General features: G+C 72.2%; 13 protein-coding genes. 7 read left to right on the top strand and 6 right to left on the bottom strand.

Annotation, left to right across the window (positions count from 1 at the left end; translation table 11 throughout):
• Nucleotides 1-9: 9 nt before the first annotated feature.
• Nucleotides 10-843 carry a DUF3097 domain-containing protein gene (locus ACTJI1_RS07035; protein WP_440742189.1) on the top strand — a complete coding sequence of 278 codons (834 nt, stop codon included), beginning with the start codon at nucleotides 10-12 and terminating at the stop codon, nucleotides 841-843.
• A gap of 9 nt (nucleotides 844-852) precedes the next feature.
• Here ACTJI1_RS07035 and ACTJI1_RS07030 read toward each other — a convergent pair whose 3' ends face one another.
• The gene (locus tag ACTJI1_RS07030; RefSeq protein WP_310129415.1) at nucleotides 853-1,284 is read right to left on the bottom strand and encodes an NUDIX hydrolase; all 432 of its coding nucleotides are present in this window, start codon (nucleotides 1,282-1,284) and stop codon (nucleotides 853-855) included.
• Nucleotides 1,285-1,421: 137 nt separating this feature from the next.
• On the opposite strand from ACTJI1_RS07030, the gene ACTJI1_RS07025 reads away from it, so the two are divergent.
• From ACTJI1_RS07025 to ACTJI1_RS07015, 3 genes are read left to right on the top strand one after another with little or no spacing between them, the layout of a single operon-like run.
• Nucleotides 1,422-2,114, top strand: a complete 693-nt coding sequence (locus ACTJI1_RS07025) for a hypothetical protein (RefSeq protein WP_440742036.1) — start codon at nucleotides 1,422-1,424, stop codon at nucleotides 2,112-2,114.
• Nucleotides 2,114-3,691, top strand: a complete 1,578-nt coding sequence (locus ACTJI1_RS07020; protein WP_440742035.1) for a DNA polymerase Y family protein — start codon at nucleotides 2,114-2,116, stop codon at nucleotides 3,689-3,691. The genes ACTJI1_RS07025 and ACTJI1_RS07020 overlap by 1 nt, the downstream gene beginning before the upstream one ends.
• Complete coding sequence (locus ACTJI1_RS07015; RefSeq protein ID WP_440742034.1) at nucleotides 3,691-7,077, top strand: error-prone DNA polymerase; 3,387 nt, start codon at nucleotides 3,691-3,693, stop codon at nucleotides 7,075-7,077. The genes ACTJI1_RS07020 and ACTJI1_RS07015 overlap by 1 nt, the downstream gene beginning before the upstream one ends.
• 214 nt (nucleotides 7,078-7,291) lie before the next feature.
• Here ACTJI1_RS07015 and ACTJI1_RS07010 read toward each other — a convergent pair whose 3' ends face one another.
• The 3 genes from ACTJI1_RS07010 to ACTJI1_RS07000 form a co-directional block, all read right to left on the bottom strand.
• The gene (locus tag ACTJI1_RS07010; protein ID WP_310129422.1) at nucleotides 7,292-8,128 is read right to left on the bottom strand and encodes an AMP nucleosidase; all 837 of its coding nucleotides are present in this window, start codon (nucleotides 8,126-8,128) and stop codon (nucleotides 7,292-7,294) included.
• Nucleotides 8,129-8,173: 45 nt separating this feature from the next.
• Nucleotides 8,174-8,914 (bottom strand): VIT1/CCC1 transporter family protein, encoded by a 741-nt coding sequence (locus ACTJI1_RS07005; protein WP_440742033.1) that lies wholly within the window; start codon nucleotides 8,912-8,914, stop codon nucleotides 8,174-8,176.
• A gap of 102 nt (nucleotides 8,915-9,016) precedes the next feature.
• Nucleotides 9,017-10,792, bottom strand: coding sequence for a DEAD/DEAH box helicase (locus tag ACTJI1_RS07000; protein WP_440742188.1), 1,776 nt, complete (start codon nucleotides 10,790-10,792; stop codon nucleotides 9,017-9,019).
• A gap of 175 nt (nucleotides 10,793-10,967) precedes the next feature.
• Between ACTJI1_RS07000 and ACTJI1_RS06995 the strand changes: the two genes are divergently transcribed.
• A complete protein-coding gene (locus ACTJI1_RS06995; RefSeq protein ID WP_440742032.1) occupies nucleotides 10,968-11,756 on the top strand; it encodes an SGNH/GDSL hydrolase family protein in 789 nt (262 codons plus the stop codon).
• Nucleotides 11,757-11,789: 33 nt separating this feature from the next.
• Here the strand turns inward: ACTJI1_RS06995 and ACTJI1_RS06990 are convergent, their stop codons facing one another.
• Both ACTJI1_RS06990 and ACTJI1_RS06985 read right to left on the bottom strand, forming a co-directional pair.
• A complete protein-coding gene (locus tag ACTJI1_RS06990; RefSeq protein ID WP_440742031.1) occupies nucleotides 11,790-13,046 on the bottom strand; it encodes a D-alanyl-D-alanine carboxypeptidase family protein in 1,257 nt (418 codons plus the stop codon).
• Between the two features lie 19 nt (nucleotides 13,047-13,065).
• Nucleotides 13,066-13,890, bottom strand: a complete 825-nt coding sequence (locus ACTJI1_RS06985) for a TrmH family RNA methyltransferase (RefSeq protein WP_440742030.1) — start codon at nucleotides 13,888-13,890, stop codon at nucleotides 13,066-13,068.
• Between the two features lie 119 nt (nucleotides 13,891-14,009).
• On the opposite strand from ACTJI1_RS06985, the gene ACTJI1_RS06980 reads away from it, so the two are divergent.
• Nucleotides 14,010-14,855 (top strand): Sir2 family NAD-dependent protein deacetylase, encoded by an 846-nt coding sequence (locus tag ACTJI1_RS06980; RefSeq protein WP_440742029.1) that lies wholly within the window; start codon nucleotides 14,010-14,012, stop codon nucleotides 14,853-14,855.
• A gap of 92 nt (nucleotides 14,856-14,947) precedes the next feature.
• Entirely contained in the window at nucleotides 14,948-15,547 is a 600-nt protein-coding gene (locus tag ACTJI1_RS06975) for a histidine phosphatase family protein (RefSeq protein ID WP_440742028.1), read from the top strand.
• The last annotated feature ends 35 nt before the right edge of the window (nucleotides 15,548-15,582 follow it).

The following is a 15,582-nucleotide window of genomic DNA, read 5'->3' as shown; positions in this document are numbered from 1 at the left end:
CATCGGGTGATGGACGACCGCTACGGAACCGATGTCCTGTCCGGCGACTGGAAAAACGCGGGCCGCAAGGCCGTGCCGACCGTCGAGGCCGTGCGGGACCTGGTGATCGAGGATGCCGCGAGCGGCTTCTGCGGGGCGATCACCCGCCTGGAGGCGCAGACCGTCGAGCTCGAGGACTACTTCGGCAAGAAGCGGGTGTTCCCGCTCACCGGTTCGTTCCTGATCGACGGCGAACCGGTGCGGCTCGTCGTCCCGTCGCGCGCGGCGGGGGGACCGGCCCGTACCGCCTCCGGGTCGTTCTCGGTGGGCGACCAGAAGGCGCGCGTCGCGCGCGCCAGCCGCATCTTCGTCGAGGGTCGGCACGACGCCGAACTCGTGGAGCGCGTCTGGGGGGACGACCTCCGCGTCGAGGGCGTCGTCGTCGAATACCTCGAAGGTGTGGACGACCTGGATGCGATCGTGAAGGAGTTCCGCCCCGACCGCAGCCGTCGGATCGGCGTGCTGGTCGACCACCTGGTGCCCGGTTCGAAGGAGAGCCGGATCGCCGAGCAGGTCGCGCGCGGGCCCTACGGAGCGCATGTCCTGGTCGTCGGGCATCCCTTCGTGGACATCTGGCAGGCGGTCAAGCCGGAGCGGGTCGGCCTCGACGCCTGGCCGGCCATCCCCCGCTCGGTGCCGTGGAAGCACGGCATCTGCGCGGCGCTCGGGCTGCCGCACGAGACCCAGGCCGACATCGCCCGCGCGTGGAAGCGCATCCTCGGTCGAGTGCGGTCGTTCTCCGACCTCGAACCGGAGCTCCTCGGCCGGGTCGAGCACCTCATCGACTTCGTCACCGAACCGTAGCGGGCGGCGCTACCAGCCGTACTCCGTGTACGTCTCGCCACGCAGCAGCGCCTCGATGCCGTTCCGGATGACGGGGATGACGTCCGCGGGCAGCGCATCCACATGCGCCCACACCAGCTCGGACGCCTTGTCGGGCTCGCCGATCGTCGGCTGCGCGCCGGGTGGAAGGTCGGCGACGAAGAAGAAGTCGATGTAGGCGTCGCCGTCCGCGCGCCCGTGCTGGACCAGCGCGAGCCGCACGTCGCCCGGGTCGAGCTCCACCCGGATCTCCTCGCGCGTCTCCCGCAGGACCGCGGCGGTGGCCGACTCCCCCGGCTCGACGTGCCCGGCGGGGAGGGACAGCTCGCCGTCCCGGTAGCCCGTGCCCATACGACGCTGCAGCAGGAGGCGATCGCCGTCGAAGAGGCAGAGGTAGACGGCCGCAGGGTAGGTGGTGCGCACCCTCCATTGTGTCCGCTGTCGGTCGTCCGGCGTACAGTGACGGCACAGCTCTGCGCCGGTTCGACCCCCTTCCGAAACCGGGTCGATACCGCCAGATTTCATTTGCGAGATTCGAACATATGTTCGAAAATAGAAGGGTGTCACTCGCAGCCTCCTCACTCAGCGAACCGGTCGTCGACCGGGCGCAGGTGCACGAGCTGCAGACCCGCATCCGGCAGATGCAGGCGACCAAGCTCGAGAGCCGGACGCTGCAGACGCATCCCGCGCTCTCGCCCCTCCTCCCCGGCGGCGCGCTCAAGGCGGGGGCGGCCTACTCGGTGCAGGGATCGACCACCCTGCTGATGGCGATGCTCGCCGGTCCGAGCGCGGCCGGCGCCTGGTGCGGTGTGGTGGGCATGCCCGATTTCGGCGCGGAGGCCGCGAGCCGGTTCGGCATCGACCTCGAGCGGCTGGTGCTGGTGCCGCATCCCGGCGACGACTGGTTGACCGTCACCGCGGCCGTCGTCGACGTGCTCAGCGTGGTCGTCGTCGCCCCGCCGTCCCGCGCCACGGGCGGCGACGTGGCCCGGCTCAGCGCCCGGTTGCGGCAGCGCGAGGCGACGCTCATCGTCGCGGGCGACTGGCCTCAGGTCGAGGCCACGCTGCGGGTCGCGCGGAGCGGCTGGGACGGGCTGGGCGCCGGGTACGGCTACCTCTCGTCCCGACGGGTGACGGTGGAGTCCGCGCCGCGCGGCGGGTCCGGCCCGCGCCGCACCGCCGACCTGTGGCTGCCGGCGGTCGACGAGAGCTTCCGCGCCACCGCCCCCACCCGGCTCGAGGCGGTGGGCTGATGGCCGCCACCAAGGGGTACGAGCCGGCCGTGACCCGCGCCATCGTGGTGTGGTGCCCCGACTGGCCGGTGATCGCGGCCCAACAGGCGCTCGACCTGGCGCCGGAGCTGCCGCTCGCCCTGGTCGAGAAGGGCCTCGTCTTCGCGTGCTCGGAGGCGGCGCGCTCCGACGGCGTGAAGCGCGGGCTCCGGATGCGCGAGGCGCAGGCCCGCTGCCCCCAGCTGGAGGTGGTCCCGTACGACCCGGTGCAGGATGCGCGCGCCTTCGACCCGGTGCTCGCCCGGGTGGAGGAGATCACGCCCGGCGTCCAGCCGGTCCGTCCCGGCACGTTCGTGCTGCGGGCGCGCGGCCCGGCCCGCTACTACGGCGGAGAGGAGGAGGCGGCCGCCGAGCTGCTGCGCTGCCTCGAAGAGCTGGGGCTGCCGGATGCGCGGGTCGGCGTCGCCGACGGACCGTTCGCCGCCGAGCAGGCGGCCCGCTCCACCGGCGGCACCCGCACCCGCGTGCGGGTCATCCCGGCGAGCGGCTCCCCCGCGTTCCTCGCGCCGCTCCCGGTCGCACAGCTCGGACTCTCCGACCTCACGCCGCTGCTGCGCCGGCTCGGGCTGCACACGCTGGGCGACATCGCCGCGCTCTCCCGCGTCGACATGCGCGAGCGGTTCGGCGAGCGGGGCGAGCAGGCGCACACCCTGGCCAGCGGGCTCGACGGCACCGCCGTGGTGCCGCGCACCCCGCCGAAGCAGCTCGACCGCGCGATCGAGTTCGAGCCTCCCCTCGACCGGGTCGACCAGGTGACCTTCGCGGTGCGCGGCGCCGCCGAGCAGTTCATCGCCGGCCTCACCAAGGCCGGGCTGGTGTGCACGTCGCTGCGGGTGGAGGTGACCGACGAGTCCGGGCGGGTCAGCGATCGCACCTGGCTGCACCCCCGGCTGTTCTCGGCGCCGGACGTGGTCGACCGGGTGCGCTGGCATCTGCAGGGCGCGGGCGCCATCGACTCCGGCCTGGCGTCGCCGATCTCCCGCGTCGCCCTCGCGCCGGAGGCGGTCGACGACATCGGCCACCACGAGGACGGCCTGTGGGGCGGCGGCGCCGACGAGCGCATCCACCACGGCCTCACCCGGGTGCAGAGCATGCTCGGGCACGAGGCGGTGGTCACCGCCACGATCGCGGGCGGCCGCGCCCCCGCGGAGCGGCAGGTGCTGGTGCCGTGGGGCGACCGTCCGGTCGGGGTCGCGCGCGCGGACCGGCCGTGGCCCGGGTCGCTCCCCGCCCCGGCGCCGTCGACGGTGTTCGAGGTGCCGCGTCCCGTCGCGGTGCTGACGGTGGAGGGCGCACCGGTCGAGGTGACCGACCGCGGCGACGTCACCGCGCCGATCGCCCTGTTCTCGGCGACCGGCACGCCGCGGGATGCGCGGCCCGTCGACTCCTGGGCGGGCCCGTGGCCGGTGCGCGAACGGTGGTGGGATGCGTCGCTCGCGCGGGCGATGCACCGGTTCCAGCTGGTCGACGCCGACGGTACGGCGTGGCTGCTCTCCCTCGCCGGCTCCGGCTGGTTCGCGGAAGCGCGGTACGACTGATGGGATTCGACAACCCGCCCATCCCGTGGGCCGAGTTCGAGCGGCGGCTCTCCGGCCGGCGCACCGGTCAGCAGGCCGACGAGCGGCCGTCGTCGCGCAAACGGCAGAAGTACGTCCCGCAGCCCATCCCGGAGGCTCCGGAGGAGGCCGTCCGGTACGCGGAGCTGCACGCGCACAGCAACTTCAGCTTCCTCGACGGCGCCTCCTCCCCGGAGGAGCTGCTGGAGGAGGCGACACGGCTGAACCTGCACGCGCTCGCGCTCACCGACCACGACGGGCTCTACGGCGTCGTGCACCTGGCCGAGGCCGCCGAGGCGTACGACCGGGTGAAGACCGTGTTCGGCGCCGAGCTCTCACTCTCGCTCTCCAAGCCGCAGAACGGCGAGCCCGACCCCGAGGGCAGCCACCTCGTCGTGCTCGCCCGGCAGCAGGAGGGCTACCACCGGCTCGCCGCCGCGATCACCGCCGGTCAGCTCGCCGGCGACGAGAAGGGCCGCCCGGTGTACCGCCTCGACGAGCTAGCCCAGCAGTCCGCCGGCGAGTGGATGGTGCTGACCGGCTGCCGGAAGGGCGACGTGCGGCTGGCGCTCGCCGGCGGGGGCGAACGCGCCGCCGAGCGCGAGGTCGCGCGCCTGACCGAGCTGTTCGGGCGCGACAACGTGCTCGTCGAGCTGATCGACCAGGGCGGCCCGCGCGACTCCACCGAGAACGACATCCTGGCCCGCATCGCCGGGCGGCTGGGCCTGCCCACGGTCGCGACGAACAACGTCCACTACGCGAGCCCCGCGCAGTACCCGCTCGCGACCGCCGTCTCCGCCGTGCGCGCCCGCCGCAGCCTCGACGAGCTCGACGGCTGGCTTCCGGCCGCCGGGGCGGCGCACCTGCGCAGCGGCGCGGAGATGGCCCGCCGTTTCGCGCGCTACCCGGGCTCGGTGGAGCGGACCGTCGACATCGCCGACGACCTCGCGTTCCGTCTCCGCAGCGCGCGTCCGCGGCTGCCGAAGCAGGACGTCCCCGACGGCCACACCCCGATGAGCTGGCTGCGCGAGCTCACCTGGCGCGGGGCAGCGGAGCGCTACCCCGACCTCGACCGCAACCCGGCGAAGCGGGAGCGCATCGAGCGGGAGCTCGACGTGATCGAGGCGAAGGACTTCCCCGGCTACTTCCTCATCGTCCACGACATCGTGCGCTTCGCCCGCAGCCGCGGCATCCTCTGCCAGGGTCGCGGGTCGGCCGCGAACTCGGCCGTCGTCTACCTCCTGGGCATCACCGCCGTCGACTCGATCAAGTACGACCTGCCGTTCGAGCGGTTCCTCTCCAGCATGCGGGAGGAGGAGCCCGACATCGACGTCGACTTCGACTCCGACCGGCGCGAGGAGGTCATCCAGTACGTCTACGCCAAGTACGGCCGGCACAACGCCGCACAGGTCGCCAACGTCATCACGTACCGCCCGAAGAACGCCGTGCGCGACATGGCGAAGGCGCTCGGCTACTCCACCGGTCAGCAGGACGCCTGGAGCAAGCAGATCGACGCCTGGGGAAGCGTCCAGACCAGCGACGATCATGACATCCCGGACGACGTGGTGGGGATGGCCCAGCAGGTGCTCAAGTTCCCGCGGCACCTCGGCATCCACTCGGGCGGGATGGTGCTCACCGATCGTCCCGTCGGCGAGGTGTGCCCGATCGAGCACGCCCGCATGGAGGGGCGCACGGTGCTGCAGTGGGACAAGGACGACTGCGCGTGGATGGGTCTGGTCAAGTTCGACCTGCTGGGGCTCGGGATGCTCTCCGCGCTCGACTACTCGATGCGCACCATCGAGGCGTCGCTGGGCGAGAATTGGACGCTCGAGACCATCCCCAAAGAAGAGGCGGGCGTCTACGACATGCTCTGCCGGGCCGACTCCATCGGCGTGTTCCAGGTGGAGAGCCGCGCCCAGATCGGGACGCTGCCGCGCCTCCAGCCGCGCAGCTTCTACGACCTGGTGATCGAGATCGCCCTGATCCGCCCGGGACCCATCCAGGGCGGCGCGGTGCACCCGTACATCCGCCGCAAGCTCGGCAAGGAGCCGGTCACCTACCTGCACCCGTCGCTGGTTCCGGTGCTGGAGCGGACGCTGGGGGTGCCCCTGTTCCAGGAGCAGCTGATGCAGATGGCGGTCGCGGTCGGCGACTGCACGGCGGAGGACGCCGACCAGCTGCGCCGCGCGATGGGCTCGAAGCGCGGGGTCGAGAAGATCGACGCGCTCAAGGCGAAGCTGTACGCGGGGATGGCGCACAACGGCATCACCGGAGCCGACGCCGACGCGATCTACGAGAAGATCGAGGCGTTCGCCAACTTCGGCTTCGCCGAGAGCCACGCGATCAGCTTCGCCCTGCTGGTCTACGTGAGCTCGTGGATGAAGCTGCACTACCCCGGCGCGTTCCTCGCCGGCCTGCTCCGCGCGCAGCCGATGGGCTTCTACTCGCCGCGCACCCTCACCGCCGACGCCCGCCGCCACGGCGTGGTCGTGCACCGGCCCGACATCCAGCGCTCCGGCGTCTTCCCGCTGCTCGAGCCGCTGGATGCGGCGCAGCCCGGCCCGACCGGCGCCGACGCGTGCCGGGAGCCCGACCAGCCGCCGATCGAGCGGTTCGACCCGGCGGTGCCGCTCGACTTCGCGGCGCACCGGCGCGACGCCGGCCATGCGGTCCGCCTCGGGCTCGCGGCCGTCACCTCCATCGGCGAGAAGGTCGCCGAGCGGATCGTCGCCGAGCGGGAGGCGGACGGCCCGTACCGCGACCTCGCCGACCTCGCCCGCCGCACCGGCCTCAACACCGGCCAGTTGGAGGCGCTCGCCGCGGCCGGAGCCTTCGAGGGCTTCGACCTGAGCAGGCGGCAGGCGATCTGGGAGGCCGGCAACGCCGCCCAGGAGCGCCCCGAGTTCCTGGCGGGCACCGCGATCACGGTCCAGCCGCCGCTCCTGCCGCTGCTCTCCCCCGCCGAGCAGCTCGCCAGCGACCTGTGGTCGACCGGGATCTCGACCGACGACCACCCCATCCGGTTCCTCCGCCCGGCGCTCGCCGCACGTGGAGTGCGTCCCGCCGACACGCTCGCGTCGAGCGAGTCCGGCCGCCGCATCGAGATCGGCGGCGTGGTCACGCACCGCCAGCGCCCGGCGACGGCGGCGGGGGTGACGTTCCTCAACATCGAGGACGAGACCGGGATGATCAACGTGGTGTGCCCGGTCGGCGTGTGGAACCGCTACCGCCGCGTCGCCCGGCAGGCTCCCGCGATGATCGTCCGCGGCATCCTGGAGCGCAGCGAGGAGGGTGTGGTCAACGTGGTCGCCGACCGCCTCGAGGCCCTCGACACGGGCATCCGCACCGTCTCCCGCGACTTCCGCTGACCCGCGGCGTCGCCGCGCCCGCCGCGCGCCGCGCTCCGGCCCACATTCGTGCCGAATGTCGCCTCACGTGCTCTCTATCCCGCCATTCGGCACCAATGTCCCGCGGACCAGGGAGCGCAGCCAGCAGACATTCGGCACGAATGTCGGCTCCCCGAGGCCCGAGACCGACATTCGGCACGAATGTCGGTCAGCGGCAGGCAACAGGGCGCCCGCGTCAGTCGTCCTCGAAGCGGAGGTGCCGCACGCTGCGGCCGTTGCGGCGCACAAGCCGCAGCGCCTCCACGCCGATGCGGATGTGCCGCTCCACGAAGTCGCGCGTCACCCCGAGGTCGCTCTGCGCCGTCTTCACGCCCTCCGGCGTCATCGGCTGGTCCGAGACCAGCAGCAGGGCGCCGCTCGGGATGCGGTTGGCGAAGCCCGCGGCGAACACCGTCGCCGTCTCCATGTCGACCGCCATGCAGCGCGTGCGGCGCAGGTACTCCTTGAACGTGTCGTCGTGCTCCCACACCCGGCGGTTCGTCGTGTAGACGGTGCCAGTCCAGTAGTCCTGCTTGACGTCGCGGATGCTCGACGAGACCGCCCGCTGCAACTGGAACGCGGGCAGCGCCGGCACTTCCGGCGGCAGGTAGTCGTTCGACGTGCCCTCGCCGCGGATGGCCGCGATCGGCAGCACCAGGTCGCCGACCCGGCTCTTGCTCTTCACTCCCCCGCACTTGCCGAGGAACAGCGCCGCCTTCGGGCACACCGCCGAGAGCAGGTCCATCACGGTCGCGGCGTTCGGGCTGCCCATCCCGAAGTCGATCATCGTGATTCCGTCGGCCGTGGCGTTGGGCATTGACCGGTCGCGGCCGCGGACCTCCGCGCCGTACCACTCGGCGAACCGCTCCACGTAGTCGCCGAAGTTGGTGAGCAGCACGTACTCGCCGAACTCCTCGAGCGGCGTCCCCGTGTAGCGCGGCAGCCAGTCGCGGACGATGGCGGCCTTGTCCTTCATCGTCGACGCCGGTGGCGCGACCGCCGCCGTGTCGACCGTGTTCTCCGCATCCACCATCTGTCGTCCCTCTCGTTCCTCAGCGGCCGTACCGGGCGGGGCGGGCTACCCGGCGACCATCGTGCCCAGCAGCGAACCGATCGCGAACGTCGCCGCCAGGGCCAGCGCCCCGCCGATGACCACACGGATCATCGCACGTCCCCGCGAGCTGCCGCCGATCCACGCCGCGACGTAGCCGGTGAGCGCCAGCGCGATGAGCACCGCGACGAACGTCACCGGGATGCGCAGCTCCGGCGGCAGTAGGATGGTCAGCATCGGAAGGATCGCGCCGCACGTGAACGCGACCGCCGACGCGAGCGCCGCGTGCCACGGGCTGACCACGTCGTCCTGGTCGATCCCGAGCTCCGCCGAGAGGTGCGCCGCGAGGGCGTCGTGCTCGGTGAGCTCGATCGCCACCTGCCGCGCCGTCTCGGGCGAGAGCCCGCGCTGCTCGTACAGTCCGGTCAGCTCCTCGAGCTCTTCCTCGGGCATCTCCGCGAGCTCCCGGCGCTCCTTGGCGATCAAGGCGCGCTCGCTGTCGCGCTGGCTGCTCACCGACACGTACTCCCCGAGCGCCATCGAGATCGCACCGCCGACGAGCGCGGCGAGGCCGGCCGTGACGATCGCCGGGACGCACGTCGTCGCTCCGGCGACGCCGACCACAACCGCGGCCACCGACACGATGCCGTCGTTGGCGCCGAGCACGCCGGCACGCAGCCAGTTGAGCCGTTGGGCGAGGCCGCCGCGGTGCGGTTCGTCCGGGTGCTGCTCCGGGGCGGATGCTGCGCTTCCCATGCTGTCGGCCATGCGCCCAGCCTAGGAACCCGCGCGCACCTCCGCCAGGAAGGTTCGGCGACCCTAACGCGCCCGAGAAGCACCCCGAGCCACGCTAGAGCGCGCCGAGCCGCCCTAGTGCGACCCCAGCCGCTTGCGCAGGTAGTCGATCCGCGCCTGCAGCTGCGTCACGCTCGCCTGCGCGACCGCCGGCCCGCCGCACACGCGCCGCAGCTCCGCATGGATGAGCCCGTGCGCCTCGCCCGTGTTCTTCGCGTACAGGCCGACGAGGCTGTTGAGCAGCTGCCGCTGCTCCTTGAGCGTCCGGTGCAGCGGCGCCGGCGGATGCCCCTCTGCGGCGGGCGGACGCGACGAGTGCCGCCGGGCCTGACGCTGCTGCCGCTGCAGCAGCAGCTCGTGCACCTGCTCGGGTTCGAGGATGCCGGGCAGGCCGATGAAGTCGTGCTCCTCGTCCGTTCCGGGCACCGCGAAGCTGCCGAACTCCTTGCCGTCGTAGAGGACGCGGTCGAAGTTCGCCTCGGATCCCAGCGCCTCGAACGCGAACTCCTCGGTCAGCGCCTCCGACGCCCGCTCCTCGCGGTTCGCCTCGGCGACCATCGCGTCTTCGGGGTTCCACAGGTCGCCCTCGGCGTTCTCGTCGGTGACCTTGTCAAGGGCGTGGTCCCGCTCGAGCTCCATGGCGTTCGCCAGCGCCATCAGGGTCGGAACGTTCGGCAGGAACACCGAGGCCGTCTCGCCGCGACGGCGGGCGCGCACGAAGCGTCCGATGGCCTGCGCGAAGAACAGCGGGGTGGATGCGCTGGTCGCGTACACGCCGACCGCCAGCCGGGGCACGTCCACGCCCTCCGACACCATCCGCACGGCCACCATCCACCGCGAGTCGCCCTTCGAGAACTGCTCGATCCGGTCGCTCGCCTCCTTCTCGTCCGAGAGCACGACCGTCACAGGCTCGCCGCTGATCTGCTGGAGCAGGTCCGCGTACGCGCGGGCGGCGTAGTGGTCGGTCGCGATGACGAGCCCGCCGGCGTCCGGGATGGAGTTGCGCACCTCGGTGAGCCGCCTATCCGCGGCCGACAGCACCGCCGGGATCCACTCGCCGCGCGGGTCGAGCGCCGTGCGCCAGGCCTGCGAGGTGATGTCCTTCGTGTTGCCCTCGCCGAGCCGCGCCTCCATCTCGTCGCCGGTCTTGGTGCGCCAGCGCATGTGGCCGGCGTAGACCATGAAGATGACGGGACGGACGACGCCGTCTTCGAGCGCGCGCCCGTAGCCGTAGTTGTAGTCGGTGACGGAGGTACGGATGCCCTGACGGTCGGGCAGATAGGTGACGAACGGGATCGGCGCGGTGTCGGAGCGGAACGGCGTACCCGTCAGCGACAGCCGCCGGGTGGCCCGCTCGAACGCGTCCCGGATGCCGTCGCCCCAGCTGAGCGCGTCGCCGCCGTGGTGCACCTCGTCGAGGATGACCAGCGTCTTGTGTGCCTCGGTGATGTCCTTGTGCAGGGAGGGACGCATCGCGACCTGCGCGTAGGTCACGGCGACGCCTCGGTAGTGGCGGGCGTACCGGCCGTCGGAGTTCTTGAACTCCGGGTCGAGGTGCAGGCCGACCCGCGCGGCCGCCTCCGCCCACTGCCGCTTCAGGTGCTCGGTGGGCGCGACCACGGTGACGCGCTCGACCACGCGCCGGGACAGCAGCTCGGTCGCGAGGCGCAGCGCGAAGGTCGTCTTACCGGCGCCGGGGGTCGCCGCGGCGAGGAAGTCGCGCGGCTCGTGGACGAAGTACGCGTCGAGGGCCTCGGCCTGCCAGGCGCGCAGCTTGTTCGCCGTGCCCCAGGCCGCACGCTCCGGGAAGGAGGGCGAGAGATGCTCCGCGGCGAAGCTGCCGGCGTGCACACCGGGCCGCTCGCCGCCGTGTCCCTCGCCGCCGTTTCCCTCACCGCCGGCCCGCTCGCCGCCGGCCCGCTCACCGTCTCCGGCGGACGTGATCGGCTCGGGTTGTTCTGTCGTCTCCACTTGGATCAAATCTACCCGAGAGCACCGACACCGCCGTCCGATGCAGAATGGAGCAATGGCCGAAGCACAGCATCCCTGGTCCCGTTACGTCGCCCTCGGCGACTCGTTCACCGAAGGCATCGGCGACCCGGAGCCGGGCAGCCCGGGCGGCCATCGCGGCTGGGCGGACCGGGTGGCCGAGGTGCTCAGCAGCAAGACCGACGACTTCGCCTACGCCAACCTGGCCGTGCGCGGCAAGCTGATCAAGCAGATCCTCGACGAGCAGGTGGATCCCGCGGTCGCGCTCCGGCCGGACCTCATCACCATCTCGGCGGGCGGCAACGACGTGATCCGCCCCGGCACCGACCCCGACCAGATCGCCGCCCTCTTCGACCAGGCGGTCGCCCGTCTCAGCGCGGACGGCGCGACGGTGGTCGTCTTCACCGGCGTCGACGTGGGATTCTCCCCCGTGTTCCGCGGCATCCGCGGCAAGGTGGCGATCTACAACGAGAACGTCCGCGCGATCGCCGCCCGCTACGACTGCATCGTGGCCGACCAGTGGGCGCTGACCGAGATCCAGGACCAGCGGATGTGGGCGCCCGACCGCCTGCACCTCGCGCCGCTCGGCCACCACACCGTCGCCCGGATGGTGCTCGCGGCGCTCAACGTCGAGAACGACCTGCAGCCGCTGCAGCCCGAGCCGCTCCCTGCGCGGAACTGGCGCCAGGCGCGGTCCGAGGACCTCTCGTGGGCGCGGGAGTACCTCGTGCCGTGGGTGCTCCGCCGCATCCGGCACCAGTCGTCCGGCGATCACGTCACGCCGAAGCGCCCGGACGCCGGTCCGTTCCTGCTGACCCGCGACTGAGCGCCCGCCCGGACGCGCGCCCGAGCGCGCAGCTCAGCTCCCGAGCCCGCCCGGGTGCGCCAGGCGCCAGCCGAATCCGGGATCCGGCACATCCTTGGCGAGCGCCAGTGGCACGGTCGTCGTCTTCCCGTTGAGCGTGAACGTCCCCTGTCCCAGGATGTCGCCGGTGAACCCGGACGAGAGCGGACGCGTCTGGAGGTCCACCTGGATGGGCGTGTCCGACCACACGACGAACGACTTCGACTCGGTGGCGATGAGCTTCGACGACGCGCCCCACGCCGTGGTGTAGGTGCCGAACACCTGGCCCTTCTGCACCGGCGTCACCTCGTGGAAGCCCGCCTTCACGCTCGTCAGGAGCGCCTGCACGCCCGCCCACAGGTCGTCGTGGGTCGGCGCGCCCAGCACCACGCCGAGCACCCGCACCTTGGTCGACCCGACCGGCACCTGCGCCGAGAACAGCAGGCAGTTGCCGGCCTCGTCGGTGTTGCCGGTCTTGATGCCGTCCATGCCCTCGAAGCCGAGCAGAGTGTTGGTGTTGTCCTGCGACCCGGCGCCCGGAAGCGTCGCGTTCTTCTGGGAGACGATGGACGAGAGCGCCGGGGATGCCAGCACCAGCTTGCCGATCCCGATCAGGTCTTTCGTGGTGCTGACGTTGCCCGGGTCGAGGCCGTCGGGCGTGACGATCTTCGTTCCGGTGAAGCCCTTCTGCGCCAGCCACGCGTTCGCCGCCTTCACGAACGCGTCCGTGGATCCGTACGCCCAGTTCGCCAGCGAGATGGCGTAGTTGTTGGCGGAGGGCAGCAGCATCGCCTCGAGCGCCTGCTTCTCGGTCATCGACGTGCCCGCGACCACCGGCGCCCACGAGCCGCCGGCGCCGATCACCTGGTTCCAGATGTCGACATCCCGCTGGGTGAACGCGATGTCCGGACCTTGATCATTGCCGTTGAGCGGCTTCTTCTCCAGCACGACCAGAGCGGTGATGGTCTTCGTGATGCTCGCGATGGGCACGCTCGCCTCGGTGCCGTGCGACGCCGACGCGCCGGGATAGTCGGGCGCGACGATCGCGGACGACCCGTACCCGGGCCAGGCGAGCTGCACCGCGGGCTGGGCGATCGTCTTGTCGTGCGCGGTCACCGCGGCGGTCGCCGGGATCGGCGCAACGAGCGAACCGACGACGTAGACGAACGCGACGAGGATGGCCGTCAGCAGCCCGAAGACCACGATGCGCCGGCGGCGGTACACCTTGCGTGAGACACGGCGCGGCGGATCGGCGAGGACTTGCTGGGGCACGGTCGGATTTTAGCGGGCGCTACCGATGCGACGCCTGAGAACGCGCGCGCAGCGCCCACAACGCGACGGCGGAGGCGGACGCGACGTTGAGCGAGTCCACCCCGTGCAGCATCGGGATGGTGACCACCGTGTCCGCCGCCGCGAGGGCACGCCGGCTCAGGCCGTCGCCCTCGGCCCCGAACACCATCGCGATCCGCTCAGGCGGCTCGGCCGCGTACGCGTCGAGCGTCACCGCGTCGTCGGCCAACGCCAGCGCGGCGATGTCGAACCCGGCCCCGTGCAGAAGCGGCACGGCCGCATCCCACTCCGGCAGCCGCGTCCACGGCACCTGCAGCACGGTGCCCATGCTCACCCGCACGCTGCGGCGGTACAGCGGATCGGCGCAGCGGGGCGTGACGAGCACGGCGTCCGCGCCGAGCCCGGCGACCGCGCGGAAGATCGCGCCCACGTTCGTGTGGTCGACGATGTCCTCCAGCACCACGACCCGGCGCGCGTCGCGGAGCAGCTCGGCCGGGTCCGGCAGCTCCGGCCGGTGCATCGCCGCCAGGGCGCCGCGGTGGAGGTGGTAGCCGGTCAGCTGCTCGAGAAGCGCGGCGTCGCCGACGAAGACGGGCACGTCCGGGAAACCGGCGAGCAGGGGCTCGACGTCGGGCAGCCACTGCTCCTGCAGCAGCACCGAGCGCGGGATGTGCCCGGCGGCGAGAGCGCGCGTGATCACCTTCGTCGACTCGGCGATGTAGAGGCCGCCGGCCGGCTCGCTGACGCGGCGCAGGGCGACGTCGGTGAGGCGGGAGTAGTCGGCGAGTCCGTCGGCGTCGAGATCGTGGATGCGGTGCAGCTGCATGCCTCCAGCCTGCCAGTCCGCGAAGGGCGCGGAGGACGGACGCGGGCCGCGACATCCAGCCGCCCGAAACAAAACGGAAAACTGGGGTGTTTAGACTCAGGGACAACCTGGAGGTGCCTGTGACCACCCTGACGACCGCGCTCCCGCCGGAGCTCGCGCGCGGCATCGACCAGACCGTCGACCTGCTCGCCGGCCGTCGCTTCGCGGTGCTGACGGGCGCCGGCGTGTCGACGGACTCCGGCATTCCGGACTACCGCGGCGAGGGCGCGCCCAAGCGCACGCCGATGACCTTCCAGCAGTTCCTCTCCGACGACCGCTACCGCAAGCGGTACTGGGCGGGCAGCCACCTCGGCTACCGCCGGTTCGCCGCGGCGCATCCGAACGAGGGGCACCGCGCGCTGGCGCGGCTGGAGGAGTCGGGTGCCGCCAACGGCGTCATCACGCAGAACGTGGACGGGCTGCACAAGCAGGCCGGGTCCCGCCGCGTGGTCGACCTGCACGGCGCGATGGACCGGGTGCTCTGCCTGGTCTGCGGCCAGATCTTCGCGCGCGAGGCGATCACCGCGCGCATCGACGCGGCCAACCCATGGCTCGACACCGAGGGCGCGGTCGAGATCGCACCGGACGGCGACGCCGTCGTCACCGACATCGACGCGTTCGTCGTGCCCGACTGCACGGTCTGCGGCGGGCACCTGAAGCCCGACGTCGTCTTCTTCGGCGAGTTCGTCCCGGCCGAGAAGTACCGCGAGGCGAGCGCTCTCGTCCGGTCGGCGGATGCGCTGCTCATCGCCGGGTCGTCGCTGGTCGTCAACTCCGGCATCCGCCTGCTCGAGGAGGCGCGCCGCCGCCGCCTCCCGATCGTCATCGTCAACCGCGGCCAGACCAAGGGCGACGCGCGCGCGACCATTAAGCTGGACGGCGGGACGACGGAGACGCTGGTCGAGCTGGCCAAGCGGCTCCCCTGAGCCGGGGTCCCGGTCCGGCGACCGAGGTCGGCGACCGGGGACGGCGACCGGGGGCGGCGATAGGCACCGCGTCCCGCAGCGAAAGGACGCGTGTGACCTTCATCTCCCTCGTGCGGCACGGACAGACCGACTGGAATCTCGCCAAGCGCATCCAGGGCTCGAGCGACATCCCGCTCAACGCGACCGGCCGCGAGCAGGCCGAGACGACGGGACGGGCGCTCGCTGGCGGCCGGTTCGACGCGATCTACGCCAGCCCGCTCTCCCGCGCGATGGAGACGGCCCGGATCATCTCCGGGCACGTCGGCCTCGGCCGCCCGGGGGCCCTCGCGGCGGTCGCCGAGCGCAACTACGGCGAGGCCGAGGGGATGACCGGCGAGCAGATCCTCGCGCGCTGGCCCGAGGGCACCCCGGTTCCCGGACGGGAGACGCGCGACGAGGTCGTGGCCCGCGCCCTACCGGCGCTGCGCGACCTCGGCGAGCGGCATCCCGATGAGAACGTCATCGTGGTGAGCCACGGCGGCGTCATCTCGTCGCTGGTCCGGCACGTCACCGACCATGCGCTGCCGGGTCCCGGCGAGCTGATCCCCAACGGCTCCGTGCACCGGTTCATCTACGAGGACGGCGCGCTCACCCTCGACCGCTTCAACCTCGGCCCGGAGGACCGCGACCTGTTCACCGCGTCCGTCATGTGACGCGACGGCGCTCACCGGCGCGCATCAGCGGTGCC

Origin of the sequence: Leifsonia sp. 22587, from assembly GCF_052044215.1 — a bacterium.
Lineage (GTDB): Bacteria > Actinomycetota > Actinomycetes > Actinomycetales > Microbacteriaceae > Leifsonia > Leifsonia shinshuensis_C.
The sequence above is the reverse complement of the archived record's forward strand: the minus strand, read 5'-3'. Positions and strand labels throughout refer to the sequence as shown.

Excerpts from the sequence above, each read along its gene's own strand:
- ACTJI1_RS07035 (WP_440742189.1), top strand. The coding sequence starts at position 10 with ATGGACGACCGCTACGGAACCGATGTCCTGTCCGGCGACTGGAAAAAC.
- ACTJI1_RS07010 (WP_310129422.1), bottom strand. The coding sequence starts at position 8,128 with ATGGTGGATGCGGAGAACACGGTCGACACGGCGGCGGTCGCGCCACCG.
- ACTJI1_RS06985 (WP_440742030.1), bottom strand. The coding sequence starts at position 13,890 with ATGCAGCTGCACCGCATCCACGATCTCGACGCCGACGGACTCGCCGAC.
- ACTJI1_RS07020 (WP_440742035.1), top strand. The coding sequence starts at position 2,114 with ATGGCCGCCACCAAGGGGTACGAGCCGGCCGTGACCCGCGCCATCGTG.
- ACTJI1_RS06995 (WP_440742032.1), top strand. The coding sequence starts at position 10,968 with ATGGCCGAAGCACAGCATCCCTGGTCCCGTTACGTCGCCCTCGGCGAC.
- ACTJI1_RS07015 (WP_440742034.1), top strand. The coding sequence starts at position 3,691 with ATGGGATTCGACAACCCGCCCATCCCGTGGGCCGAGTTCGAGCGGCGG.
- ACTJI1_RS07005 (WP_440742033.1), bottom strand. The coding sequence starts at position 8,914 with ATGGCCGACAGCATGGGAAGCGCAGCATCCGCCCCGGAGCAGCACCCG.